This window comes from Lysobacter auxotrophicus, assembly GCF_027924565.1.
GTDB lineage: Bacteria > Pseudomonadota > Gammaproteobacteria > Xanthomonadales > Xanthomonadaceae > Lysobacter_J > Lysobacter_J auxotrophicus.
Genome location: NZ_AP027041.1, coordinates 2686278 through 2711530 on the forward strand (window position 1 = coordinate 2686278; position 25253 = coordinate 2711530).

At 67.8% G+C, this 25253-nt stretch carries 17 protein-coding genes and 1 tRNA gene; 13 read left to right on the forward strand and 5 right to left on the reverse strand.

Features of this window, described 5'->3' with window-relative positions; translation table 11 throughout:
• Nucleotides 1–26: 26 nt before the first annotated feature.
• Together LA521A_RS12070 and LA521A_RS12075 are read right to left on the reverse strand one after the other, a co-directional pair.
• Complete coding sequence (locus LA521A_RS12070) at nt 27–2933, reverse strand: TonB-dependent receptor (RefSeq protein WP_281779147.1); 2907 nt, start codon at nt 2931–2933, stop codon at nt 27–29.
• Between the two features lie 36 nt (nt 2934–2969).
• Entirely contained in the window at nt 2970–4439 is a 1470-nt protein-coding gene (locus LA521A_RS12075; RefSeq protein WP_425494512.1) for a transglutaminase-like domain-containing protein, read from the reverse strand.
• Nucleotides 4440–4751: 312 nt separating this feature from the next.
• Here LA521A_RS12075 and LA521A_RS12080 point away from each other — a divergent pair, with 312 nt between their 5' ends.
• The 10 genes from LA521A_RS12080 (at nt 4752) to LA521A_RS12125 (ending at nt 15346) form a co-directional block, all read left to right on the forward strand.
• Entirely contained in the window at nt 4752–6152 is a 1401-nt protein-coding gene (locus LA521A_RS12080; RefSeq protein ID WP_281779148.1) for a C40 family peptidase, read from the forward strand.
• A 54-nt stretch (nt 6153–6206) separates the two neighbouring features.
• Nucleotides 6207–7304: a dipeptide epimerase gene (locus tag LA521A_RS12085; RefSeq protein WP_281779149.1), complete on the forward strand. Its 1098-nt coding sequence runs from the start codon at nt 6207–6209 to the stop codon at nt 7302–7304.
• 21 nt (nt 7305–7325) lie between these two features.
• Complete coding sequence (locus LA521A_RS12090) at nt 7326–8177, forward strand: MurR/RpiR family transcriptional regulator (protein ID WP_281779150.1); 852 nt, start codon at nt 7326–7328, stop codon at nt 8175–8177.
• Between the two features lie 12 nt (nt 8178–8189).
• Complete coding sequence (locus LA521A_RS12095) at nt 8190–8975, forward strand: L,D-transpeptidase family protein (protein WP_281779151.1); 786 nt, start codon at nt 8190–8192, stop codon at nt 8973–8975.
• A 79-nt stretch (nt 8976–9054) separates the two neighbouring features.
• A complete protein-coding gene (locus LA521A_RS12100) occupies nt 9055–10314 on the forward strand; it encodes a dicarboxylate/amino acid:cation symporter (protein ID WP_281779152.1) in 1260 nt (419 codons plus the stop codon).
• Between the two features lie 178 nt (nt 10315–10492).
• Nucleotides 10493–10569, forward strand: a tRNA-Arg gene (locus LA521A_RS12105).
• A gap of 100 nt (nt 10570–10669) precedes the next feature.
• Nucleotides 10670–12202 (forward strand): L-piperidine-6-carboxylate dehydrogenase, encoded by a 1533-nt coding sequence (amaB, locus tag LA521A_RS12110; protein ID WP_281779153.1) that lies wholly within the window; start codon nt 10670–10672, stop codon nt 12200–12202.
• Nucleotides 12203–12303: 101 nt separating this feature from the next.
• Nucleotides 12304–13362, forward strand: coding sequence for a quinone-dependent dihydroorotate dehydrogenase (locus tag LA521A_RS12115; RefSeq protein WP_281779154.1), 1059 nt, complete (start codon nt 12304–12306; stop codon nt 13360–13362).
• Nucleotides 13363–13381: 19 nt separating this feature from the next.
• Entirely contained in the window at nt 13382–14422 is a 1041-nt protein-coding gene (gene murB / locus LA521A_RS12120) for a UDP-N-acetylmuramate dehydrogenase (RefSeq protein ID WP_281779155.1), read from the forward strand.
• A 54-nt stretch (nt 14423–14476) separates the two neighbouring features.
• Entirely contained in the window at nt 14477–15346 is an 870-nt protein-coding gene (locus LA521A_RS12125; protein ID WP_281782085.1) for a DMT family transporter, read from the forward strand.
• A 9-nt stretch (nt 15347–15355) separates the two neighbouring features.
• Here LA521A_RS12125 and LA521A_RS12130 read toward each other — a convergent pair whose 3' ends face one another.
• Nucleotides 15356–16075, reverse strand: a complete 720-nt coding sequence (locus tag LA521A_RS12130; protein ID WP_425494513.1) for a phosphatase PAP2 family protein — start codon at nt 16073–16075, stop codon at nt 15356–15358.
• The gene (gene ispG / locus LA521A_RS12135) at nt 16065–17339 is read right to left on the reverse strand and encodes a flavodoxin-dependent (E)-4-hydroxy-3-methylbut-2-enyl-diphosphate synthase (RefSeq protein WP_281779156.1); all 1275 of its coding nucleotides are present in this window, start codon (nt 17337–17339) and stop codon (nt 16065–16067) included. Before ispG ends, LA521A_RS12130 begins: the two co-directional genes overlap by 11 nt.
• A gap of 111 nt (nt 17340–17450) precedes the next feature.
• Here ispG and xseA point away from each other — a divergent pair, with 111 nt between their 5' ends.
• The 3 genes from xseA (at nt 17451) to LA521A_RS12150 (ending at nt 22164) form a co-directional block, all read left to right on the forward strand.
• The gene (gene xseA / locus LA521A_RS12140; RefSeq protein ID WP_281779157.1) at nt 17451–18827 is read left to right on the forward strand and encodes an exodeoxyribonuclease VII large subunit; all 1377 of its coding nucleotides are present in this window, start codon (nt 17451–17453) and stop codon (nt 18825–18827) included.
• 60 nt (nt 18828–18887) lie between these two features.
• Complete coding sequence (locus LA521A_RS12145) at nt 18888–20360, forward strand: aldehyde dehydrogenase family protein (protein ID WP_281779158.1); 1473 nt, start codon at nt 18888–18890, stop codon at nt 20358–20360.
• Between the two features lie 76 nt (nt 20361–20436).
• Entirely contained in the window at nt 20437–22164 is a 1728-nt protein-coding gene (locus LA521A_RS12150; protein ID WP_281779159.1) for a vWA domain-containing protein, read from the forward strand.
• A 21-nt stretch (nt 22165–22185) separates the two neighbouring features.
• On the opposite strand, the gene LA521A_RS12155 is transcribed toward LA521A_RS12150, so the two are convergent.
• Entirely contained in the window at nt 22186–25068 is a 2883-nt protein-coding gene (locus tag LA521A_RS12155) for a sensor domain-containing phosphodiesterase (RefSeq protein ID WP_281779160.1), read from the reverse strand.
• Nucleotides 25069–25253 lie beyond the last annotated feature (185 nt).

Consider the following 25253-nt stretch of genomic DNA (forward strand, 5'->3'; position numbering starts at 1 on the left):
CGAAGCCGCCCGCCGCTCGGGGGAGCTTAGTAGCTCAGCGAAAGGATGAACTGCGCGTTGCGCGGCGCCTGGAACGCGGTCGGGTTGCCGAAGAACGGATTCATCAGGCCCACGCCCTCCTCTTCCTGCAGCGTCTCGTTGCGTTCGATGACGGTCTGCTGGTTGAAGACGTTGTAGACGGCGAACTTCGCATTGAGCTTCACCGGGCCGAGGTTGGTGTTGTACGCCACGCTCAGGCCGAGGTTGTACGTCCACGGCAGCGTGTCGTATGCACCGCGACGCGACAGGCGCCACTGGCCTTCGTCCGTGTAGCACAGGCTCGGATCGCTTTCGCAGATGTAATGCGTGAGGAACTCGTTGTCGTCGTACGGATTGCCCGCGCCGTATTCGCTCATCGGACGGCCCGAGCGCGCATCCAGCGTCGCGCCGACGGTCCAGTTGTCGGTGATGGCGTAGTTGCCGCGCAGCTTGATCTGGTGGCGGTGGTCGTTGGGCAGGAAGCCGTAGCCGCCGATTTCCACGAACGGGTTATCGAACGCTTCGGTGCGACCCGAATCGGAGAAGTCGGTATCCGAGTTCACCGGACCTTCGTAATTGCCCTTGCTGGCCGACCAGACGTAGGTGGCGTTGAAGGCCCACTTGTCGTCCCACGCGCGATCCAGCTGGAGTTCGATGGCGCGATACGTGCGCTTCGGGTTTTCCCAGCCGATCATCGTGCCGTCGCGCAGCTCCCAACCCGTCGTGCCCGTGTCGATGGTGACGAAGCCGTCGCTTTCTCCATCGCAATCGGTATCGGTGTAGTAGGTCAGGTTCTTGCCGGGGTTGGCCATGACGAAGCCGCTGTCGCCGCAGCTGTTGACCACTTCCATGTCGTCGATGGCGTTGCGCATCTTGCGGTACGTGCCGCTGACGCCCCACGACCACTTCTCGCCCAGCATCTGCTGGAAGCCGAGGATGAACTCGTCCTGGTAGACCGGGTCCATGTCCTTGTCGACCTCACCGCGGAAGTCGGCGACGCTGCCGTCGCCCTGCGAGTCGTCGACAGTGCCGATCTCCGCGCCAAGGCCCGGAATCGGGTTGTCGCCGTCGGCGAAGGTGCCGTCCCAGAAATAGAAGCGGCGCGCATCGAGGAACGGGCCGGCCTGCTTGATGTTGATGACGTTCGCGACCGGCAGGAAGTAACGACCGGCGTTACCGAACACCTTCGAGCGACCGTCGCCGTTGAGATCCCACGAGAAGCCGAAACGCGGGGCGATCATGTCGTTGAGCTTGATGTAGCTGTTGCCCGCCGCGTCCTTGTTGTCGAAGCTCTCCAGGCGCATGCCGAGGTTCAGCAGGATGTTCGGCGTGACGTTCCAGTTGTCCTCGATGTAGTACGCCTCGTTCTCGGTTTCGAAGGTGCCCTGGTTGGCGACCTGTCGCGTGCGCACGTATACGGTGCCGGCCGGTACCGTGACGCCGTTGACGCGCGCGCCGGCATTGTTCACTTCGTAACGCAGGCCATCGCCCGGGTAGCGGCTGCTGTATTCGGACGTGTTGTTCTCGTGGTCGGCGCCGAAACGCAGCAGGTGGTCGCCCAGGCTCCACTCGAAGTCCAGTCGCATTGCCTCGCGCGTATCGGTGCGATCGATCACCGCGGTGTTGCTGGTGCAGCCGATGAACGAGGTGTTCACGCGCTGGTCCTGCACCAGGCTGCAACGGTCGTCATTGACGCCAATGGCCGACGCCGTACGCTCGTTCTCGCCGTACATGGCCTTCATCGAGAAAGTGTCGGTGAAGTAACCCGTGTAGGTGGCCGCCCAGTTGTCGCCGCCGGTCTTGTTGATGATCCGGTTGCGGAATTCCGCGCGCGTCCCGGTGTCCGGGTCGAAGCCGAACACGTCCTGCGTGGTGTCGTTCTTGTCGGAGAAGCCGAAGACCTCCAGCAGGTTGGCGTCGTTGATCTGCCAGTCGACCTTCGCACCCCAGAAGTCGTTGTCGCCCTGGTTCTCGAAGAAGTTTCCGCCGCCATCGTCGGTGTTCTGCGAGTCCAGGTCGCGCTTCTCGTAGATGCCGAAGAAGAACAGGCGATCCTTGATCAGCGCGCCCGAGCCCCAGACCGAATAGTTGTTCTCGTCCGAATCGTCCCACTGCGTGTAGAGCGTCGGCGCATAGTTCTTGCCATTGCCCTGCCACAGGCCGTCGATGACGATGTCGGCACCGGCATGGAACTCATTGGTGCCGCGGCGCGTCACCGCGTTGATCACGCCACCGGTGCTGCGGCCGTATTCGACGGAGTAACCGCCGGTCTTGATCTGGAACTCTTCCAGGAACGAGAACGGCAGCGACGAGAAGCCGACGCGGTTGTAGAAGTCGGTGACGTTGAGGCCGTTGATGTAGACGGTGTTCTCGGCGACGGACGAGCCGCCGAAGGAAATGCCGCCGAATTCACCGCGGTTCACGCCCGGGGCCAGCGTTGCCACGTCGATGATGTCGCGCTGCACGGGCAGGCGCGCCACTTCCTCGCGGCTGATGTTGGTCGCGATCTCGGTCGAGGTCACGTCGACGGGGGAAATCACGCGCGAGCCGACGACCTGCACGGCGGCAAGGTCCGTCGCCGATCCGCCGGCGGCGATGTTCAGCGTCGTCGCATTGCCCAGGCTGATCGTGGTCTGCGCCGGCTCGGAAAGCGCCTGCCCGTCCGCGACGACTTCGACCTGGTAGTTGCCCACCGGAAGGAACGGGAAGCGGTAGTTGCCCTGCTCGTCCGAGCGCACCGTGCGGACGAAGCCGGTCGCGGGATTGCGCACCGTCACTTCGGCGTTCGGCGTGGTGCGACCGACGAGCGAACCGTCGGTATTGGCGGCATGCGCCTGGTGCAACGACAGCGCCGACGTCAGGCAGACGCCCAGCGCCACGCACAATGCGGTCCTACGAAACCCCATGCTCTTCATGTCCCCTCTCCACGGTGAAAGTGATGCGCGACGTCGCTAACGCGATGCCGTGCCGGCGGGCAATACCTTTGCGGTAAAGCTGTAATCCCACTGGTCGAAGTAGAGGTTGCCCCCTGCCCACTCCACTTCGCCGCGTTGCGAATCCACGGTCTCCGACCGCATGTGCTGCTTGGCGGGCACGAAATCCGTGCTGATGTCGTCGTTGAAGGCGATGCGGTACGCATCCAGGCCGCCGAGGTAGAACCATTCGACTTCCGGATCGCGCGCGCCCTTGAACTGACCGGTCGTCACGTCCATCGGCACCCAGCCGTACGGCGCCAGGTACAGCGCACCCCAGTCGTGCAGGTTGTCGTAGCTGCCATCGGAATAGACCATGCCCGACTGCCAGCGCGACGGGATGCCGTTCAGGCGCAGCAGCGTCATCAGCAACAGCGTCTGCTGGCCGCAGTCGGCATGGTTGCCGCGCAGCGCGTAGTCGCTGATGTTGGTGATGGTGGAATATTCGCGTGCGCCGCCCCAGGGAATGTCGTCGACGGCCTGGAAGAGCTTGCGCGCGATGCGGTACGGATTCGTCTCGTCGCCGACGACCTTCTTCGAGAACGCGCGCATTTCGTCGGTGAACACGATATGCGGTGGGCGCTGCGCAAGGTATGGCGCGAGGTCCGGACGATCGCCCAGCGGCGTGACCTTGTCCGGGTCGATGACGTGGTGCTCGCCGAAGATGGTGAGTTCGTAGTCGATCGAGAACGTCGTCGGCTGCCCCTTCACCGCGGGCTTTTCGAGATAGACAGTGCGCTGCATCGTCGATTCCGGCGCGATCTGGTGCTTCGCCGGCGCGCTCGACAGGAAGCGGATGTCCTCCTGCCGCCCCGGCAACGCACGCGGATACGGGATCCATGCGCGCACCGTTTCGCCCGCCGGTACCGCGTCGGCGTTCACGGTGATCGATTGCGTCACGTGGATGCGACGCGGCGCGACGCTGGTCTTTCCGGAGCGTTTGGCCTCCGCCACGGCGGCGTCGTGATACGCGTTGGCGTTCTCCATCGGGCCGTCGTTGCGCTGGAACGGCGTCGCACGGCGCGCCATCGCCTCTGGGCTCACGCGGAACAGGTTCGAGACGGAACGGTTGAAGTACCAGGGCGTCCCGTCGATCACCATGTGTTCGAGCAGGTCGGCCTTCGTCCAGCGCTGGAACTCGTCTTCGCGCAGATCGGGAATGGATTCGCGCAGCTTCGCGCGCGCCTGGTCCGCGGAGAGCGTGAAATCCAGGCGAATTCGCCGCATGCGTTCGCGCTGGAATTCGAGTTCGCGGCGCGTGTTCGCATCCAGACCGGGCTGGGCGAGTGCGGCATCGATCTGCGCCGTCGCGTCGCGGAAGTTGCCCGCGTCGATTTGGGCGATCACGCCCGGCAGCGGCCCGTCGACGCTCGCGGCCCCGACGCCGGCCACCATGCCGACGGCAAGGACGGCGGCGAGCAGGACGTGCCGGCGGCGCGTCCGGGGCATTGGCGATCGAAGCGGTAACCGGAGATCGTCCACGCAAGCCACTCACGAGGCGGCCGTTATCGGGCCGTTCATGGCTGTGTAACATGGCTGGAGTACCCGGTCAATAATTTATTCTTGACTATCCGGAAGAAAGAAGTATCTATTCTCCCCATCCCGCCGACGCCTTTCGCGGCGGCCTACGAGGGGGACGCGATGATCGAGCACGCCCGGGCCTTCGGCCGCCTGCAAGCGGACCCAGCGCCGCGCGAAACCTGCGCGCATCGCGACGACGCGTTTCCGGACGTCCGTTCCCTCTCCCACGGATACGGCTCCATGCGCCTGCGCACCTCTTTCCTCGCCTGCCTGCTTTCGCTCGGCCTGTTCGCCACGGCCGGCGCCTACGAACGCACGTGGGTTGTTCCGCCCGAAACGGGCGTTGTCGGCATCGAGCGGGCGCAGCTCGATCCGGCGTGGTGGGTCGCCCGGCAGTCACAGCCCGATCGCGTGATCCTCGATTCGCAGGCCATCGCGGCGCAGAACGCAAAGCTGATGCAGCTGGACGACAGCCTGTTCGATCTCGATGCATTGCAGGCGACGCTGGACCGCGCCCGCGTCGCGGCGTGGATCGACGGACTTTCCAAGCGCCCGACGCGCGCGCTGTACGACGAGCGCGGCCAGGCGGTTGCCGCCGCCGATCTCGATGCGATCGTGGCCAACGTCAACCTCGACGCGGTGCCCGCCTCGCAGGCCACGCGGTTCGGCCTGGTGGTGCGTCGCGCCGATCTTCGTGCGTTCCCCACGCGCACGCGGGTGTTCAGTTCCAACGACGATCACGACATCGACCGCTTCCAGGAAAGCGGGCTGTTCCCGGGCGATCCGGTCGCGATCGTGCACGAAAGCCGCGACGGGCAATGGCTGTTCGTCGTCAACACGCGTTACGCGGCGTGGATCGAGAAGCGCCACGTTGCCGAAGGTAGCCGCGGCGACGTGCTCGGCTACGGCAAGCGCACGCCGTTCCGCATCGTCACCGGCGCGCGCGCGACGACCGTGTACACGCCCGAGGAGCCCGGCGTTTCCGACGTGCAACTCGACATGGGCGTGCGCGTTCCGGTCATCGCCGACTGGCCCGTCGAGAAGGCCGTCAATGGTCAGCACGGCTACACCTCGCACGTGATCGAACTACCGGTACGCAACGAAGACGGCACGCTGCGCTTCGCGCCCGCGCTGCTGCCGCGTCGCGAGCCGACGGCCGATGCGCCGCTGCCGCTGACGCCGCGCAATCTCATCCAGCAGGGTTTCAAGTTCCTCGGCGAGCGCTATGGCTGGGGACACAGTTACAACGCGCGCGATTGCAGCGGCTTCGTGTCCGAGATCTACCGCAGCATGGGCGTGCAGCTGCCGCGCAACACCAGCGACCAGGCGGTCAGCCCCGCGCTGAACCGCATCGCCTTCAGCGAGAAGGACAACCGCGCCAGGCGCATGGCCGTGGTTCGCGAAATGCAGGTCGGCGACCTGGTCTACATCCCCGGCCACGTGATGATGGTGATCGGCAATGTGGACGGCGAGCCGTACGTCATCCACGACACGACCGGGCTGAGTTTCGCCGGCCCCGACGGCAAGACCATTCGCGCCAAGACCAACGGCGTCACCGTGTCGCCGCTCACGCCGCTACTGTTCAACGGCAAGCAGACCTTCGTCGATCGCATCACCAACATCCAGCGCATCCGGCCGTAAGGCCGGTTCGCCAGCGTTCGCCGCATCTCCTCCCCACATCCCAGAACGACAAGAATGAAGATCACGCAGATCCGGTTCGGCATGTTGCGCGTCCCGTTGAAGACGCCGTTCAAGACCGCGCTGCGCACGGTCGAGGCGATCGAGGACATCATCGTCTGCGTGCACACCGATACCGGCCACGTCGGTTACGGCGAAGCGCCCGCGACGGCGGTGATCACGGGCGACACGCACGGCTCGATCGTGGAAGCGATCAGCAAGTTCATCGCGCCGCGCCTGATCGGCCAGGACATCGCGAACCTCAACCGGATCACGCAGCTCATCCAGACCGCGCTGGAGAAGAACACCAGCGCAAAGGCCGCGGTGGAAATCGCCGTGTACGACCTCTTCGGCCAGCTGTACGGCGTGCCGCTGTACAAGATGCTCGGCGGTGGCGATCCGGTGATCACCACCGACATCACCATCAGCGTGGATTACATCGAGAAGATGGTTGCCGACTCGCTCAGCGCCGTGGATCGCGGCTTCGAATCGCTGAAGATCAAGGTCGGCAAGGACATCGGCGTCGACATCGAACGGGTCAAGGCGATCTACGCCGCCGTCGAAGGCCGCGCCCTGCTTCGCCTGGACGCCAACCAGGGCTGGACCGCGAAACAGGCGGTGCATGCGATCAACATGCTGGAAGACGCCGGGGTGCGCCTCGAACTGGTCGAACAGCCGGTGAAGGCGCAGGACCTGGACGGCATGAAGTACGTCACCGAGCGCGTGCACACGCCGATCATGGCCGACGAAAGCGTGTTCGGGCCGAAGGAAGTGATCGACCTGATCCGCATGCGCGCGGCCGACATCATCAACATCAAGCTGATGAAGACCGGCGGGTTGTCCAACGCGATCCGCATCGCCGACATCGCCGCGCTGTACGAGGTGGAATGCATGATCGGCTGCATGCTCGAAAGCAGCATCAGCGTCGCCGCGGCCGTGCACCTGGCCGTCGCGAAGTCCAACGCGATCACCAAGGTGGACCTGGACGGCCCGTCGCTCTCCGCGTTCAATCCGGTCGACGGCGGCGTACTCTTCAACGAGTCGGAGATCTCCGTGACCGATGCGCCGGGACTGGGCATCCGCGAGATCCGCGGGCTGGAACTTCTGCCAGACTGACGCGACGAACCGGGAGTCCGCATGTCGCCGTTGCTGAAGATCCGCGCCGAGCGCGACCAGATGTCGGCGATCGAGCGCCGCATCGGCGACTTCCTGCTCGAAAACGCCCACCTGCTGCGCGACTACTCCTCGCAGCAGCTGGCGAACGCATTGGGAATCAGCCAGTCGAGCGTGGTGAAGTTCAGCCAGAAGCTCGGCTACAAGGGCTATCCGGACCTGAAGTACTCCATCGGCCAGGCCATCGCACGCGGCGACGGCGCGGACGATGGCGGCAACGGACGCGAGGCGCGCACCGACGATCCGCACGCCGCGCTCGCCGAGGACCTCTGGCACCTGAAGGCGCTGGCCGAAGCCGAAACGCGCCTGATCAATCCGCCCGAGAACATCGACGCCATCGCGCACGCCATCGCGCAAGCCGGGAAGGTGTTCATCATCGGGCTGGGCGAGGACGGCATCCCGGCGCGCGCATTCGCCACGCGGCTGTCGATGCTCGGCATCCTGACCGTCCACTACGTCGACGCGATCCTGATGCAGGCCGGCGTTTCCAGCGCGGCGCCGGGCGACGTGCTGATGGTGTTTTCCGAGCACGGCCGCCAGCCGACCCTGTGCCAGATCAGCCACCTCTTCCGGGAGCGCGTCGGCCGCGTGGTCACCGTCACGCGCCACACGCCGAATCCGCTGCGTGCGCATGCCGATGCGGCGCTGCTCGTGTCCGCGCACGACGAACGCCGGCACATCGAGCCGCTGCTGTACCAGTCGGCGCTGCAGCACCTGCTCGACCTGATCTTCATCCTGTTGTGCGACGCCAGCGAGGAACGCCGGCTGCAGCTCGACTTCAACTTCGAGCGCATGCAGGACCTGCTCGACCACTGACCCGGGGTTTCCATGCGTCCATTCGTTGCCCTCGTCCACGGGCTCATCGTTGCATCGATCGTGACGCTCGCCGGTTGCACGGGCGTCGCGTCGAAATCCGCCGCGAAGACGCCGTGGAACGACGCGCGCCAGCTCGTCCTGGTTACGACCTCCGACTGGAACGCCACGACCGGCACGCTGCGCCGCTATGAGCGCGAGGGGAGTGCGTGGCGCGAAGCGGGCTCGCCGACGCCGATCACCGTCGGCCGCAGCGGCTCGGCTTGGGGTATCGGGCTCCATCCGGCGCAACCGGACGGTCTGCAGAAGCAGGAAGGCGACGGCCGCGCGCCCGCCGGCGTGTTCCGCATCGGCACCGCGTTCGGCTATGCGGACATCGCGGCGACCGGATGGCCTTACCAGGGCATGAGCGCATCGGACTGGTGCATCGACGTGCCGGCGTCCCCGCTCTACAACCGCATCGTCGATGCGAAAACGGTGGGCGATGCCGCCGTCGAAGGTTCGACAGAACCGATGCGCCGCGACCTGCACGCGAATGGCGACGTCCGCTACAAGCTGGGTTTCGTGATCGAACACAATCCGGGCAACCGCAGCGCAGCGGGCAGCTGCATCTTCGCGCACCTGTGGCGCGCGCCGGGCGAGCCGACCGCCGGCTGCACCGCGATGCCGGAACCGGCGATGCGCGAGCTGCTGGCCTGGCTGGACCCGCGCCGCAAGCCGGTGTTCGCGTTATTGCCCGATAACGAACTGGAACGACTGCACGCGGCGTGGGACCTTCCCGCACCAGCGCGCGCCCGCTGAAAATGTCGCGCCCCCTGCCATCCTCCGCGCGGCTGCGCGAGGATGGCTTCATCGCACCGACCCGGACACCCGATCCCCGATGTCGAACACCGCCCGCGTACTCCTTGGACTCTTCCTCGGCGCCATCATCGGCCTCGCGCTTGCGTGGCTCGATCCCGTGCTGGCCGGCCGGGTCGCCGACTTCGTCCAGCCGATCGGACGTCTCTGGCTCAACGCGCTGCAGATGACGGTGGTGCCGCTGGTCGCGGCGCTGGTGGTGATCGGCGTGAACAACGCCACCGACGCGGCCGCCTCCGGGCGCACCGCGCGCAAGGCGATCATCACCTTCGTGGTGATTCTGGCGGTGTGCGCCGCGTTCGCCGCGACGGTCGCGCCGATCCTCTTCTCGTTCGTCCCGCGCCAGGAAGGCCTGGCCGAATCGCTGCGCGCCGCCACCGCGGGCGCGGCGCAGTTGTCGTTGCCCAGCTCGCTCGCCGAGTGGTTCGCCGGGATCATTCCCGCCAACGCGTTGGCGGCTGCCGCGTCCAGCGCGATGCTGCCGCTGGTGGTGTTCGCACTGTTCTTCGGTTTCGGCCTGACGAAGATCGAGGCGGGCCGCCGTGCGCGCGTGCTCGAGCTGATCCAGGGCATCGCCGACGTGATGATCGTCATCGTGCACTGGGTGCTGTGGGTCGCACCGATCGGCGTGTTCGCGCTGGTGCTCGCCGTGTGCGCGCGCGTAGGCCACGGCATGATCGGCGCGTTCGGCTGGTACATCGCCATCCTGTGCACGATGTACCTGCTGGCGACCGCGCTGATGTACCCCATCGCGATCCTCGCCGGCGGCGAGCGCCTGCGTCGTTTCGCGGCGGCGATCGCACCCGCGCAGGTGGTGGCCGCCAGCACGCAGTCGTCGCTGGCCTCGCTCCCGGCGATGATCGAATCCTCGCGCCAGCGCCTCGGCCATCCGCTCAGCGTGACCTCGCTGGTGCTCCCGATGGCGGTGTCGCTGTTCCGCATCACCAGCCCGATCCAGTACCTGGGCGTCGCGGCATTCATCGCCTGGGCCTACGGCGTGGACCTCAGCGTGGCGCAGTGGGCCGCCGCTGCCGCACTGGCGGTGGTGATCAGCATGGGATCGGTCGGCCTGCCCGGCCAGGTCAGTTTCATGGCGACCAACATGCCGGTGACCCAGGCCCTCGGCTTGCCGGTGGAGCCGCTCGGCCTGCTGCTGGCGCTGGACACGATTCCCGACGTCTTCGCGACGCTCGGCAACGTCACCGGCGATCTCACCGCGACCACCGTCGTGGCGAAGGGGCAACACGATCCGGTCAATCCGGATCTGGGCGAAGGCGGCTGAAGCCCCGGTTCACGTCGAGTCCCGTTTGGTGCGCCCCATTCGCGTGCCCCATTGCGCGTGGCGCGCTGCCGGCGGGCAATTTGTGGTCGCCTACACCGATTCGCCGGGTTTTCCGACGCGGGATCGGCCGCCTTCCCGGCCCGATCCGCACGCGTTCATGCGAAAATGCCGACCTCATGGCCCCGTAGCTCAGCTGGATAGAGCGGTCCCCTCCTAAGGGACAGGTCGCACGTTCGAATCGTGTCGGGGCCGCCATGAAGCAGGGCCGCGCGCCGCGGATCGGGAAGCGGAAGCTTCCCCGTCCACGACCGCGTTCGTCGTCCTCTCCCTCGTTTCCCGCAATAACGGAGCTGCCATGACCCACCCCGTCCTCACCGCCCTCGGCCTGAACGATGCCGAATCCGGCACCTACCTCGGCAATGGCGAGTGGTCCGGCACCCGCGACGCGGGCGTGCTCGAGTCGGTGAACCCGACCAACGGTGAGGTGCTGGCGAAGGTCCACGCGTCCTCGCAGTCCGACTACGAGACCATCGTCGAGCGCGCGCAGGCGGCCTTCAAGGTGTGGCGCACGACGCCGGCGCCGCGCCGCGGCGAGGCGATCCGCCTGTGCGCCGACGCGCTGCGCACGCACAAGGACGCGCTGGGTTCGCTGGTCGCGCTGGAAATGGGCAAGTCCAAGCCCGAAGGCGATGGCGAAGTCCAGGAGATGATCGACATCGGCGACTTCGCCGTCGGTCTGTCGCGCCAGCTGTACGGCCTGACGATGCACTCGGAGCGTCCGGGCCACCGCATGTACGAGCAGTGGCATCCGCTCGGCCTGGTCGGCGTGATCTCGGCATTCAACTTCCCGGTCGCGGTGTGGGCGTGGAACTCGTTCATCGCGGCGATCTGCGGCGACATCACCATCTGGAAGCCGTCGCCGAAGACGCCGTTGTCGGCCATCGCCTCGATGAAGATCTGCAACGACGCGCTGAAGGCCGGCGGGTTCCCGGACATCTTCTTCCTGTTCAACGATGCGGGCACCGAGCTCGCCTCCAGCTTCGTCGACGACAAGCGCATCCCGCTGATCAGCTTCACCGGTTCGACCAAGGTCGGCCGCATCGTCGGCGAGCGCGTCGCGCGCCGCATGGGCCGCTCGCTGCTCGAACTGGGCGGCAACAACGCGATCATCGTCGACCCTACGGCCGACCTGAAGCTCGCGATCCCCGCCATCGCCTTCGGCGCCGTGGGCACCGCCGGCCAGCGCTGCACCACCACGCGCCGCCTGTTCGTGCACGAGTCCATCTACGACGACGTCCTCGCCAAGCTGGTCACCGCCTACAAGCAGGTGGAAAAGAAGATCGGCGACCCGACGGATCCCGCGAACCTCATGGGCCCGCTCAACAGCCGCGACGCGGTGCAGGCGTACCTGGACGCGATCGAGCAGGCCAAGGCGGCCGGCGGCAAGGTCGAAACCGGCGGCGCGGCCATCGAGCGCGCCGGCAACTTCGTGCTGCCGACCATCGTGACGGGTCTGTCGAACGATGCGGACATCGTCCAGCACGAGACGTTCGCGCCGATCCTGTACGTCATGAAGTACCGCGACCTGGCCGATGCGATCCACATGCAGAACGACGTGCCGCAGGGCCTGTCGTCGGCGATTTTCACGCAGAACCTGAAGGCGGCCGAGGCGTTCCTGTCGGCGGCGGGTTCGGACTGCGGCATCGCGAACGTCAACATCGGCACCAGCGGCGCCGAGATTGGTGGTGCATTCGGCGGCGAGAAGGAAACCGGCGGCGGCCGCGAATCGGGTTCGGACGCGTGGCGCGCCTACATGCGCCGCCAGACCAACACGATCAACTACTCCGACGCGTTGCCGCTGGCGCAGGGCATCAAGTTCGACCTTTGAGCGAGGAACGAGCGATGAGGAACGGGAAAAACGCCGCGATGCGGATCCGTCGTCCGGACACTCGTTTCCCGTTCCCCTCCACTCGTTTCCCGCACTGACCCATGTACGGACTCGCCCGCCCCTTCCTGTTTGGCCTGGACGCCGAAGCCGCACACGGCGCCGCGCTCAATGCGCTGGAAGTGGCGTATCGCACCGGCGCGGGCGCGCTGCTCTCGCGGCGCCCGACGCCGCTGCCGACGCGTGCGTTCGGCCTGACCTTCCCTAATCCGGTCGGGCTGGCCGCGGGCCTGGACAAGAACGGCGCGCACATCGATGCCCTGATGGCGCTGGGCTTCGGGTTCGTGGAGATCGGCACCGTCACGCCACGCGCGCAGGAAGGCAATCCGAAGCCGCGCATGTTCCGCCTGCCGGAGCACAACGCGGTGATCAACCGCCTGGGCTTCAACAACGGCGGCGTCGACGCGCTGGTGCGCAACGTCGAGCGGGCCAGGCGCCGCCACGGCCTGCTCGGCATCAACATCGGCAAGAACAAGGACACGCCGAACGACTCCGCGGAGAACGACTACCTCTTCTGCCTGGAGCGCGTGTACGCGCTGGCCGACTACGTGACGGTCAACATCTCCTCGCCCAACACCGCGGGCCTGCGCGAACTGCAGGAAGAACAGGCGCTGCGCAGGCTCGTCGGCACGTTGCGCGATGCGCAGGAGCGACTGGCGGGCGTGCACGGACGGCGGGTCCCGATGCTGGTGAAGATCGCGCCGGACCTGACCGACAACGATGTCGAGGCGGCCGCGCGCGTGCTCGGCGACCTGCACGTGGATGGCGTCATCGCCACCAACACCACGATCTCGCGCGTGGGCATCGAAGGCTCGCCGTTCGCGAACGAAGCCGGCGGCCTGTCGGGCAAGCCGTTGCTGGGCCAGGCCACCGCCGTGCTGCGCATGATGCGCACGCGCCTGCCCGAATCGATCCCGATGATCGGCGTGGGCGGCATCCTCTCCGGCGCGGACGCCGCGGCGAAGATGGCGGCCGGCGCGACGCTGGTGCAGTGCTACACCGGCCTGGTCTATCGCGGTCCGGCGCTGATCAAGGAATGCGTGGAAGCCATGCGTCGCCGCAAGGAAGCCCCGAGTCGCGGCAACATGCCGCCGATCGTCTGAGTCGCAAGCGCACGTTCCCATGACCGACTCCATCCGCGTCCTGCACGACGCGCCGCTGAAATCCCGCAACACGTTCGGTGTCGCCGCGATCGCGCCGGTGCTGGCGGAAGTCGCCGACGCAAGCGCCCTCCCCGATCTGTTCACGCGCCAGGACTTCGCCGCGCGCGCGCCGCTCGTGCTCGGCGGCGGCAGCAACCTGCTGTTCGCGGGGAATCCCGACGTCCCGCTGCTCGCTTTGACCGGGCAGGACGTGCGGGTGGTTCGCGACGAGGGCGACATCGCCATCGTGCGCGCCGACGCCGGCGTCCCATGGCACGGGTTCGTGATGCGCATGCTCGACGAAGGCTTCGCCGGCCTGGAAAACCTCGCGCTGATTCCCGGCACTGTGGGCGCCGCACCGATCCAGAACATCGGCGCCTATGGCGTCGAAGTGCGCGAGTTCATCCACGCCGTCGAGAGCTTCGAGCCCGCCACCGGCCGGATCCACCGCTTCGACGCGGCGCAGTGTGCGTTCGCCTACCGCGACAGCGTGTTCAAGCACGAGCCGGACCGCTACATCGTCACCGCCGTGGAGTTCGCCCTGCCGCGCACGCCAGCCCTCAAGCTCGACTACGCAGGCATCGGCGACGAACTCATCGCCATGGGCATCGCCGCGCCCTCGGCGCGCGAGGTGGCGCAGGCGGTCATCGCGATCCGCCGCCGCAAGCTGCCGGACCCTGCCGTGCTCGGCAATGCGGGTAGCTTCTTCAAGAACCCCATCGTGCCGCTCGCGCAGGCGCAAGCGCTGCAGGCCGAACATCCGGGCATGCCGGTGTTCCGCGGAAACGGGCCCGAATCGCGCAAGCTCTCGGCCGCATGGTTCATCGACGCCGCCGGCTGGAAGGGCCATCGCGATGGCGATGCCGGCGTGGCCCCCAGCCACGCGCTGGTGCTGGTGAACCACGGCGCTGCGAGCGGCGTGGAGCTGCTCACGCTGGCTCGACGCATCGCCGACTCGGTACGCACGCGCTTTGCGGTATCCATCGAACCCGAACCGCGCATCGTCGGCGCGAGCTGGTAAAGGAGTTCCACGGTGAGCGAAGCCCTGCCCCATCCGCTTCGCGCCGCGGGATTCATGCTCGCCAGCACCTTGTGCTTCGGCGTGATGGCGATCGCGATCCGCCTTGCCTCGCAGTCCTTGAATACGGTGGAAATCGCGTTCTTCCGCAACTTCTTCGGCCTGATGACCGTGCTGCCGCTGGTGATGCGCATGGACCCGGCCTCCCTGCGCACCAAGCAGCTTCCGCGCTATTTCGTCCGCTGCGTCATCGGCATCTTCTCGATGCTGTGCGGCTTCTGGGCCATCGGCCACCTGCCGCTGGCGCAGGCGATCTCGCTGTCGTATTCCTCGCCCGTGTTCGTGACGATCCTCGCCGCGGTCATGCTGGGCGAAACCGTGCGCGGCCGACGCTGGGCCGCGGTCGCGGCGGGCTTCGTCGGCGTCCTCGTGATCGTGCGGCCGTTCTCGCATGAATTCACCGGCGGCACGCTCATCGCCCTGCTCGCCGCAGTACTGAGCGCGGTGGTCGCGATCCAGATCAAGCAGCTGGCGCGCGTGGATGCGGCCAACACCATCGTGCTCTACACGTACCTGTTCTGGGTGCCGATCTCGCTGGTGCCGGCGCTGTTCGTGTGGGAGTGGCCGCAGGGCATCGTCTGGCTGTGGGTGATCGGCGCGGGGCTGTTCGGGACGGGCGGCCAGGTGCTGTGGACGCACGCGCTCAAGCTGGGCGAAGTCTCCGCGTTGACGCCCATCAGCTTCATCCAGTTGCCGCTCGTGGCGCTGGTGGGCTGGCTCTGGTTCAACGAATCGGTCGACGTGTACACGTGGATCGGCGCCGGCATCATCCTCGCCGCCAACGCCTACATCGCGCACCGCGAGGCGGTGCTGCTGCGCAGGCACGCTACGACCGCACCGGTCGAAGCGGCCAAGCCGGGCGAGTAGACGACGGCGTCAGTCGGCGTCGGCCGCGATCCCCGGCCGCCGCCACGGCCTCCCGTGCACGCGATACACCGCGAGGTATGCCGCCGCGACCCACGCGATCGCGACCGACCAGCCGGCGAGGATGTCCGACGGGTAATGCACGCCCAGGTACACGCGCGACAGGCCGACCAGCACCACGAACGGCACCATCAGCGCGAGCACCGGCCAGCGCCAGCGCGAGTGCCAGGCCAGCAGCACCAGCACGCAGGCGAGCGTCATCGAGCCCATCGCGTGTCCGCTGGGAAAACTGTACGTGGTCTCCGGCGCGATCGATTCCCACAGCGCCGGGCGATCGCGGGCGAAGAACAGCTTCGCGCCGACGTTGAGCAGGCCCGATCCGCCCAGCGCGATCGCGGCGAAGACCGCCTCGCGATAGCGTCGAAGCACGGCCAGCACCAGCACGAAGGCGATGTCGAACGGCACCACGCCCCACGCGTAGCCGATCTTCGAGACGAACACGAAGAACTCGTTGAATCCCTCGCGCGCCATGGTGTGCGCAAACTGGAGGATGGGTTCGTCGAACGCGATGGCTTCCTGCTCGTGGATCTCGTCGGCCAGTTCGCCGAAGACCCACAGCGGCAGCAGCAGGCCGGCGAACACCAACCCGAGTAGCACTCCGTGGCGGCGCAGCAGTCCCGCGCCGTAGCGCAGGACGTTCCAGGCCGCGCTGCCGCCGGCTTCAGCCGCCACGCGCGGCATCGACTCCGAACTTGCGTTCGACGTACTGGTCGATCAAGCCCACGAACTCGTTCGCGATGTTCTCGCCGCGCAGCGTCACGGTCTTCTCGCCGTCCTCGAACACCGGCGCGGACGGCGCCTCGCCCGTGCCCGGCAGCGAAATGCCGATGTTCGCGTGGCGCGATTCGCCCGGACCATTGACGACGCAGCCCATCACCGCGAGCGTTAGGTTCTCCGCGCCCGGATGCGTGATCTTCCATTCCGGCATCTTCGCGCGCACGTGTTCCTGCACGGTCTTGGCCAGTTCCTGGAAGAACGTGCTGGTGGTGCGGCCGCAACCCGGGCACGCGGTAACCATCGGCGTGAACGCGCGAAGGCCCATCGTCTGCAGCAGCTCCTGCGCGACGATCACTTCGTTGGTGCGCGACTGGCCCGGCTCGGGCGTGAGCGAGATGCGGATCGTGTCGCCGATGCCTTCCTGCAGCAGCACGCCCAGCGCGGCGCTGGAGGCGACGATGCCCTTGCTGCCGATGCCGGCTTCGGTAAGGCCCAGGTGCAGCGCGTAATGGCCGCGACGGGCGAGTTCGCGATACACGGCGATCAACTCCTGCACGCCGCTGACCTTCGCGCTGAGCACGATGCGGTCGGCCGGCAGGCCCAGCTCCTCGGCACGCGCAGCCGAATCCAGCGCCGAGCGGATCAACGCCTCGCGCAGCACTTCGCCCGCTTCGCGCGGCTCGGCGAGCGTGTGGTTCTCGTCCATCAGCTGGGCGGCCAGCGCCTGGTCGAGCGAGCCCCAGTTCGCACCGATGCGCACCGGCTTGCCGTAGCGGATCGCCAGCTCGATCAGCGTCGCGAACTGGCTGTCCTTCTTCTTGCCGAACCCGACGTTGCCCGGGTTGATGCGGTACTTCGCCAGCGCCTGCGCACAGGCCGGCTCGGCGGTAAGCAGCTGATGCCCGTTGTAGTGGAAGTCGCCGATGATCGGCACGCTCACGCCCATCATCGCCAGCTTGTCGACGATGCGCGGGACGGCGGCCGCCGCTTCGAGCGTGTTGACGGTGACACGGACCATTTCCGAGCCCGCGCGCCAGAGTTCGGCGACCTGTTTGGTGGTGGAGGCCACGTCGGCCGTGTCGGTGTTGGTCATCGACTGCACGACGACCGGATGGCCGCCGCCGACGTCGACGCCGCCGATGCGCACCGCGGTGGTCAGGCGGCGTGGCAGGGGTCCGAAACCGGGATGCGCGCAAGGCGCCTGGGCATGCGAATTCATGCGCCTATTGTAGGCCACGCGGCCTGCACGGCCGCCCGCCTTCACGTGGCCGATCACGTGACCCGCGCCCCCGCGTGCGGTACCGTGGCCGGCCATCGCACTGCCCCCGCCATGCGCGACTTCCCCTACGACGACAGACCCGGCGACAGCCGCCCCGACACCGTGCTGACGCCCAGCCAGCTGAACACGCTGGCGCGGGACCTGCTGGAAGGCGCCTTCCCGTCGATCTGGGTCGAGGGCGAGCTGGGCAACGTCTCGCGTCCTGCGTCGGGGCACCTGTATTTCACGATCAAGGACGCGCGCGCCCAGGTGCGTTGCGCGATGTTCCGTCCCAAGAGCAGCTGGCTGCGCTTCACCCCGCGCGAAGGCCTGCGCGTGCTCGGCCGCGGCCGCCTCACGCTGTACGAGGCGCGCGGCGAGTACCAGATGGTGTTCGACCACCTGGAGGAAGCCGGCGAAGGCGCGCTGCGCCGTGCGTTCGACGAACTCAAGGCCAAGCTGGCCGCCGAGGGCCTGTTCGATGCCGGGCGCAAGCGTGCGTTGCCGCGTTTCGCGCGCCGCATCGGCGTGATCACCTCGCCCAGCGGCGCCGCGGTGCGCGACGTGCTCAGCGTGTTGTCGCGCCGGTTCCCGCTGGCGCAGGCCGACGTGCTGCCCGTGCCCGTGCAGGGCGACGGCGCGGCGGCGCAGATCACCACGATGCTGCTCAAGGCCATCGCTGCGCAGCGCTATGACGTGATCGTGCTGGCGCGCGGCGGCGGTTCGCTGGAAGACCTGTGGGCGTTCAACGACGAGCGCCTCGCCCGCACGATCGCCGACTCGCCGGTGCCGATCGTCTCCGCCGTCGGGCATGAAACCGACTTCAGCCTCAGCGATTTCGCCGCCGACGTGCGCGCGCCGACGCCCTCCGTCGCCGCCGAATTGCTGGTGCCCAATCGCGAGGACCTGCTGCACCGGCTGCGCGTGCTCGACGCGCGCCTGCGCAACCTGCAACTGCAACGCCTGCGCCAGGCCATGCAGCGCGCCGACCGCGCCGCGCTGCGCCTCAACGCGCTGCGTCCGCGCGCGCGGCTGGACATGCTCTGCCGTCGCCAGGCCGACGCGCTGCGCCGTCTCGACGCCGCATGGAAACGTCGCATCGAACGCGAGCGCGCGCACCTCCGCCACGCCGACGCCGTACTGCGCGCCGCGCATCCGCAGCGCCGCATCAACCGCCTGCGCGAACGGCTCGCCGCGATGTCTCTGCGACCGCAGTCGGCCATCGTGCGCAGGCTGTCGAAAGAAGCGCTGCACCTGCGCGGCCTGGCGCGCTCGCTCGAAGCGGTGAGCCCGCTGGCCACGGTCGCGCGCGGCTATTCGATCCTGCGCCACGAGGACGGACGCATCGTCCGCAGCGTGCTGGATGCCGCGCCGGGCGATCGCCTGTCGGCGCGGCTGTCGGATGGGGAACTGGCCCTTCGCGTGGAATCGCACGACGGGCAGGCGTGACCGGCTGATCGCGCCCTAACGCCGGCTGCCCTACTCTGGGGACTTTCCCGGGAGCAGATCATGCCCAAGGACAAGAAGAAGACCCGCGCCGGCAAGGGGCTGAAGTCGAGCTATCCCTATTACCTCGCCAATGCGCCGGTCGCTGCCAACACCGATCTCGACGTGCTCGACAAGTACAGCGGCCAGCGCGCGACGCGCGTCGCGCTGGCGGACGGCGCGGCGGTGCGCAAGGCGATCGTCGCCGGCTACCAGGCGCGCGAGGCGATGGCGGCGTTCCCGCCCGATGCACGCCGCGACGTGCTCGAGCATTGCGTGCAGCGTTTCACGCAACGCTTCGACGAACTCGCCCTCGCACTGTGCATCGAAGCCGGCAAGCCGATCCGCGACGCACGCGGCGAAGTCACGCGCCTGATCGACACGTTCCGCATCGCCGCCGGAGAAGCCACGCGCCTCGGCGGCGAGGTGATCGAGATGCAGATCTCGCCGCGCACGCGCGGTTATCGCGGGATGACCAAGCGCGTGCCGGTCGGCCTGTGCGGCTTCATCACGCCGTTCAATTTCCCGCTGAACCTGGTGGCGCACAAGGTCGCGCCGGCGATCGCCGCCGGCTGCCCGTTCGTGCTGAAGCCGTCGGAAAAAACGCCGATCGGCGCGCTGATCATCGGCGAAATCCTCGCCGAAACCGAGCTGCCGAAGGGCGCGTTCTCGATCCTCGCCTGCAGCAACGACGACGCCGCGCAACTGGTCGAGGACGAACGCGTCGCGCTGCTGAGCTTTACCGGCGGACTCGTCGGATGGGACCTGAAGGCGCGCGCCGGACGCAAGAAGGTGACACTGGAACTCGGCGGCAATGCCGCGTGCATCGTCGACGACGAGCCGGGCGCATCGCTCGATCACATCGTCGAACGCCTCGTCTTCGGTGCGTATTACCAGAGCGGCCAGAGCTGCATCAGCGTGCAGCGCATCTACGCGCACGCGGCGGTGTACGACAAGCTGCGCAAGAAACTCAAGGCCGCGGTGGCGAAGCTGCGCATGGGCGATCCGCGGGACGAGTCCACCTTCATCGGTCCGATGATCGACGAGAAGGCGGCGCAGCGCGTGGAATCGTGGATCGCCGCCGCGCGCAAGGGCGGCGCGAAGCGTCTCGCCGGCGGCGAGCGCAGCGGCAACATGGTGCCGGCGACGTTGCTCGAACACGTGCCGCACGAGGCCGATCTGTACCGCAAGGAAGCCTTCGCGCCGGTCGCGTTGATGCAGCCCTTCGACGATTTCGAACAGGCGCTGGACCTTGTCAACGACAGCGACTTCGGCCTGCAGGCTGGCGTGTTCACCGGCCGGCTCGAACATGCGATGCGCGCGTGGGACCGGCTGGAGGTCGGCGGCGTGATCGTCGGCGACGTGCCGAGCTTCCGCGTCGACAACATGCCCTACGGCGGCGTGAAGCAGTCCGGCCTCGGCCGCGAGGGCGTCCGCTACGCCATGGACGACATGACCGAGCAGCGGCTGCTGGTGATCCGCGACCCGGTCGGCTGACGCGGATCGCGAACGCCTCAACCCCGTTCGCGATGCACGTGCGTTTGCCACGGCGACCCAACCATGGAGTTCGCCGATGAACCGCACCGCCCTTGTTCCCACGCTGCTGTGCGCCGCGGTGATCGCCGCGCTCGCCGGTTGCCGCAGCACGTCCGAGCCCGCCGGGCAGGCCGACGCCCGCGCCCGCGCCGAACGCGAAAGCCTCGCGCAGGCGAAGGCCGCATCCGATGCCGGCGCATCGGCGTCGCTCGACCGCATCGAAGTCACCGGCGCGCGCCTCAAGGAGGCCTATTCGCCTGCGGTGGCGCCTGCGCCGCCGCCCGCGCCGATGGCGTTGATGCGCATGGCGCCCATGCAGCCGGCCAATACCGAGAAATACGCCGAGCGCACCGACAACCCCGTGCAGCGCGCGGCGGAGCAGCCGGTGTCGACGTTCTCCATCGACGTGGATACCGGCAGCTACGCCAACGTGCGGCGCATGTTGAACGAGGGCGCCCGGCCACCCAGCGACGCCGTGCGCGCCGAGGAATTCATCAACTATTTCGACTATGGCCACCCCGCCCCGGCCTCGCGCGAGACGCCGTTCCGCGTGACGACCGAACTGGCGACCGCACCGTGGAATCCGCAGCGGCAAGTGCTGATGATCGGCATCAAGGGCTATGACGTACCCAAGGCAAACCTCGCCCCGGCGAACCTCGTGTTCCTCATCGACACGTCCGGTTCGATGGGCGAGCCCGACAAGCTCCCGCTGGTGAAGCAGGCGCTGCGCCAGCTGGTGCCGCAACTGCGGGCTCAGGATCGCGTCTCAATGGTCGTGTACGCCGGCAGTGCCGGCCTCGTGCTGCCGCCCACGCCGGGCGACCGGCATGGCGAGATCCTCGCCGCGCTCGATCGCCTCGAGGCCGGCGGCAGCACCAACGGCGGCGAAGGCATCGCGCTGGCCTACGCGATGGCGAAGCAGGCGTACATCCAGGGCGGCGCCAACCGCGTGATCCTCGCCACCGACGGCGACTTCAACGTGGGCACGGTCGACCAGAACGCGCTGGAAACTCTGGTCGCCGACCAGCGCAAGAGCGGCATCGCGCTGACGACGCTGGGCTTCGGCACCGGGAACTACAACGACGAACTGTCGGAGCGGCTGGCCGACGTCGGCGACGGCAACCACGCCTACATCGACAGCGTGCGCGAGGCGCGCAAGGTGCTCGTGCAGCAGATGGGCGGCACGCTGCTGACCATCGCGCGCGACGTGAAGATCCAGGTCGAGTTCAATCCGGCGCAGGTCGCCGAATACCGTTTGATCGGCTACGAAAACCGCCTCCTGCAGCGCGAGGATTTCGCCAACGACAAGGTCGACGCGGGCGACATCGGCGCGGGCCACCAGGTGACGGCACTGTACGAGATCACGCCGGCGGGTTCGTCCGCGCAGCGCGTGGCGCCGCTGCGCTACGGCGACGCGACTGTCGTGAAGCCGGACCTCGCGGTCGGCAAGGAACTCGCGCACCTGCGCCTTCGCTACAAGCTGCCGGGGCAGGACACGAGCACGCTGATCGAAACGCCGATCCTCGCCTCGCAGCTCACGCGCAATCCGGGCGAATCGCTGCGTTTCGCGAGCGCCGTCGCGGGCTTCGCCGATGCGCTGCGTGGTGGCGAACGCATGGACGGCTGGGGATGGGACGCGATGTTGTCCACGGCACGCGGCGCGCGCGGCGACGATCCGCGCGGCGAACGCGCGGAGCTCATCCAGCTGATGGACGCCGCGCGGCAGCAGGCCGGTGCGGATGAACGCGTGGGAATCGGACGCTGAGCGACGCGAGCGCCGCAGTAGTCAGCCGGTAACGGCCAGCTTCAGCGGCGCCTCGCGCAGGCGTTCGGCCGGATAGCCGAACAGATAGCCCTGGCCGTAGGTGCAGCCCAGCTCGCGCAACGTCGCGCGCTGGGCTTCGTTTTCCACGCCTTCGCCGATGGTGTGGATGCCGAGCGTGCCAGCCAGCGCCTGGATCGCGCGCACGACGGCCACGCTTTCCGGCTGCGTGTCGCCGACCAGGCCCGAGACGAAGCTCTGGTCGATCTTCAGGCATTCGATCGGGAAACGATGCAGGTACGACAGCGCCGAGAAGCCGGTGCCGAAGTCGTCCAGCTGCGCGAGCACGCCGTGGCTGCGCAGCGTGCGCAGCATGCGCAGCGCGCGCGGCACGTCGTCGAGCAGCGCGACCTCGGTGATCTCGATGCGCAGGCGATGCGGATCGGCACCGGCCTGGTCGATCATGCGCAGCAAGCGGTCGGCGAAGTCCGACGAACGGAAATGGCGCGGCGACACGTTGACCGAAATGTAGCCCTCGCCACCGCGCGCAAGTTCGTCCATCACCTGGCGATACAGGATCCAGTCGACTTCCTCGATCAGCCCGCTGTCCTCGCCCACGCCGATGAACTCGCTCGGCGTCAGCAGGCCGCGGCGTTCGTGGCGCCAGCGCAGCAGGGCTTCATGGCCGATCACGCGCTGGTCGTCCAGGCGCACGATGGGCTGGTAGAACGCGACGAAGCCGTCGCCATTGATCGCGCGGCGCAGGTCGGCTTCCAGGTCGAGGATGCGCACCGCTTCCTCGCGCATCGCCTCGTCGAACACGGCGCAACGGTCGCGGCCGGACGACTTGGCGCGGTACATCGCCGCGTCCGCATCGCGCAGCAGCTCGGCGCCGGTGCGATAGCGCGGATGCCACAACGCGATGCCCAGGCTCGCCGACGGGAAGACCTCGCGGCCGGCGATCCAGCACGGTTCGCCCAGCGCGCGCAGCACGCGCTGCGCGAGTTCCTCGGCGACCGGCGGGCCGTCGATGTCCTCGATCAGGATCGCGTATTCGTCGCCACCCAGGCGCGCAACGGTGTCGCCGGTGCGCACGGCGTCGACGATGCGACGGCCGGTTTCGATCAGCAGTTCGTCGCCGGCCGAATGGCCGACCGAATCGTTGACCAGCTTGAAACGGTCCAGGTCGAGGAACAGCACCGCGAACGTGCGCTGCGAATCGCTCTGCGCGCGGGCGATCGCGTGCGCGAGGCGGTCCAGCAACTGGCTGCGGTTGGGCAGGCCGGTGAGCGCATCGTGCGTTGCCTGGTGCGTGAGCTGCTGCTCGACACGCAGGCGCTCGCCGATCTGCGACAGCAGTTCCGCGTTGGCCTGCGCGAGTTCGCGCGTGCGCGATTCCACGCGTTGTTCGAGTTCCGCGTGCGCGGCGACCAGGCGATCCTGCGACTGCTTGCGCGCCAGGCCGATGGAAATGTGGTGCGCGACGAACGTCAGCAGTTCCTGGTCGCGCACGCTGAAGTTGATCGCCGGCGAATAGCTCTGCACCGTGATCACGCCGACCACCGCTTCATTGCGGAACAGCGGCACGCCGAGCCAGCAATGCGCGAGCGAACCGCGGCTGCGTACCAGCCCCTGCGATTCCAGCGCCTGGATGCGCTTGCGATCGGCCAGCAGCGGGCGCCCGCGCGCGATGACGTATTCGGTCAGGCCCGAGGCGAGCTTGCGGCTTTCGCGCGCGGCATCGCGTTCGTCGATGGAGTATGGGAATTCCAGCCGCTCGCCGTCCTCGGTGAGCAGCGCGATGTAGAAGTTGCGCGCGTACAGCAGGTCGCTGACGACGTCGTGCACCTGCGTGTAGAAACGCTCCAGCGTCTCGGAGGTGATCGACAGTTCGGCGATGCGGAACAGCGCACGTTGCAGGCGCTCGGCACGCTGGCGCTCGATGATCTCCGCCTGCAGGTCGCGGTTGCTCAGCTGCAGCGCCTGCGTGCGTTCCTCGACGCGCCGTTCGAGCTCCTCGCGCGCGTGGAAGCGGTCCAGCGCGGTGAGGATGTGCTGCGCGACGAACGCGAGCAGCGCACGCTCTTCCTCGCCGTAGACGTCGGGTCGGTCGTAGCTCTGCACCACGATCGCGCCGCAGATGCGGTCGTCGCGACGCATCGGCACGCCGAGCCAGTCCTCGCTGTCCGGACCGTGCTGGATATCGCGCGGCACTCCGAGGCGTTCGCGGATCGCCGCCGACGGACCCTGCAACGGCTCGCCGTGGCGCAACAGCGCAACGGTCACCGAGTTGGGCATCTCGTCGACGGGGATGTCGCGCTCCGGCTCGGCGACGTAGGTGTCGCGCTGGTCGGCGAAATACAGGAAGCGCATCGAATCGCGCACGTCGTCGTACAGCACGATGTACAGGTTCGCCGCGTACATCAGGCCGGCGACGACAGTGTGGATCCGGCGCAGCATGTCGGCCAGCTCCAGGTCCGAGCCGGCGAGGTCGGCGATCTCGAACAGCGCCTGCTGCAGGCGTTCGGATTTCTCCAGCGACTCGGCGCGCGCCAGCGTGCGCAGCGCGACCAGGTGCGCGCCGATGACGATGCGCGCCAGCGAGAGCCACATCTCGCGCGTGTCGGACGACAGTGCCGCCGGCAGCTGCGCCGCGAGGCCGACGCGTACGCCTTCGGAGGTGGTCCAGCTGGCCTCGATGCGCTGGGAATGCAGCGTCAGCGGGTCGCGGGTGAGCAGCGATTCGGCGCGGTGCGCGAGCGAGGAGCTGGCGCCGAGCGAGGCCGAGCCGGCCACGCCGCCATAGCCGTCGCGCCACAGCACGGCGACTTCCGACCCGGCCGGCAGGGCTTCCTGCAGCGTGTCCGCGAGCGCGTCCCGCCCGCTGCGGGCGTCGACGATTCTCACGGCCTTTGGCCTGGGACGAGTGGACACAGCGACGGGAACCCCTGGGCGGACGGGGCAGGATAACGCGGCAATTCGCCCGCGTGCTCAACCCCTTCCGGAACTGCGACCCGTTCGTCTGAATATGAACCTCGCGATCCGGGCCGCTGGCGGACCCGCCCACGACCCTTACGGCTTCCCGCCGGCGC

Bases quoted from the DNA above. Each gene is read 5' to 3' on its own strand.
- ispG (WP_281779156.1), bottom strand. From the start codon at position 17,339: ATGAATTCGCATGCCCAGGCGCCTTGCGCGCATCCCGGTTTCGGACCC.
- LA521A_RS12080 (WP_281779148.1), top strand. From the start codon at position 4,752: ATGCGCCTGCGCACCTCTTTCCTCGCCTGCCTGCTTTCGCTCGGCCTG.
- xseA (WP_281779157.1), top strand. From the start codon at position 17,451: ATGCGCGACTTCCCCTACGACGACAGACCCGGCGACAGCCGCCCCGAC.
- LA521A_RS12115 (WP_281779154.1), top strand. From the start codon at position 12,304: ATGTACGGACTCGCCCGCCCCTTCCTGTTTGGCCTGGACGCCGAAGCC.
- LA521A_RS12150 (WP_281779159.1), top strand. From the start codon at position 20,437: ATGAACCGCACCGCCCTTGTTCCCACGCTGCTGTGCGCCGCGGTGATC.
- LA521A_RS12090 (WP_281779150.1), top strand. From the start codon at position 7,326: ATGTCGCCGTTGCTGAAGATCCGCGCCGAGCGCGACCAGATGTCGGCG.
- LA521A_RS12075 (WP_425494512.1), bottom strand. From the start codon at position 4,439: ATGCCCCGGACGCGCCGCCGGCACGTCCTGCTCGCCGCCGTCCTTGCC.
- LA521A_RS12085 (WP_281779149.1), top strand. From the start codon at position 6,207: ATGAAGATCACGCAGATCCGGTTCGGCATGTTGCGCGTCCCGTTGAAG.
- murB (WP_281779155.1), top strand. From the start codon at position 13,382: ATGACCGACTCCATCCGCGTCCTGCACGACGCGCCGCTGAAATCCCGC.
- LA521A_RS12125 (WP_281782085.1), top strand. From the start codon at position 14,477: ATGCTCGCCAGCACCTTGTGCTTCGGCGTGATGGCGATCGCGATCCGC.
- LA521A_RS12145 (WP_281779158.1), top strand. From the start codon at position 18,888: ATGCCCAAGGACAAGAAGAAGACCCGCGCCGGCAAGGGGCTGAAGTCG.
- LA521A_RS12070 (WP_281779147.1), bottom strand. From the start codon at position 2,933: ATGAAGAGCATGGGGTTTCGTAGGACCGCATTGTGCGTGGCGCTGGGC.
- LA521A_RS12095 (WP_281779151.1), top strand. From the start codon at position 8,190: ATGCGTCCATTCGTTGCCCTCGTCCACGGGCTCATCGTTGCATCGATC.
- LA521A_RS12100 (WP_281779152.1), top strand. From the start codon at position 9,055: ATGTCGAACACCGCCCGCGTACTCCTTGGACTCTTCCTCGGCGCCATC.
- amaB (WP_281779153.1), top strand. From the start codon at position 10,670: ATGACCCACCCCGTCCTCACCGCCCTCGGCCTGAACGATGCCGAATCC.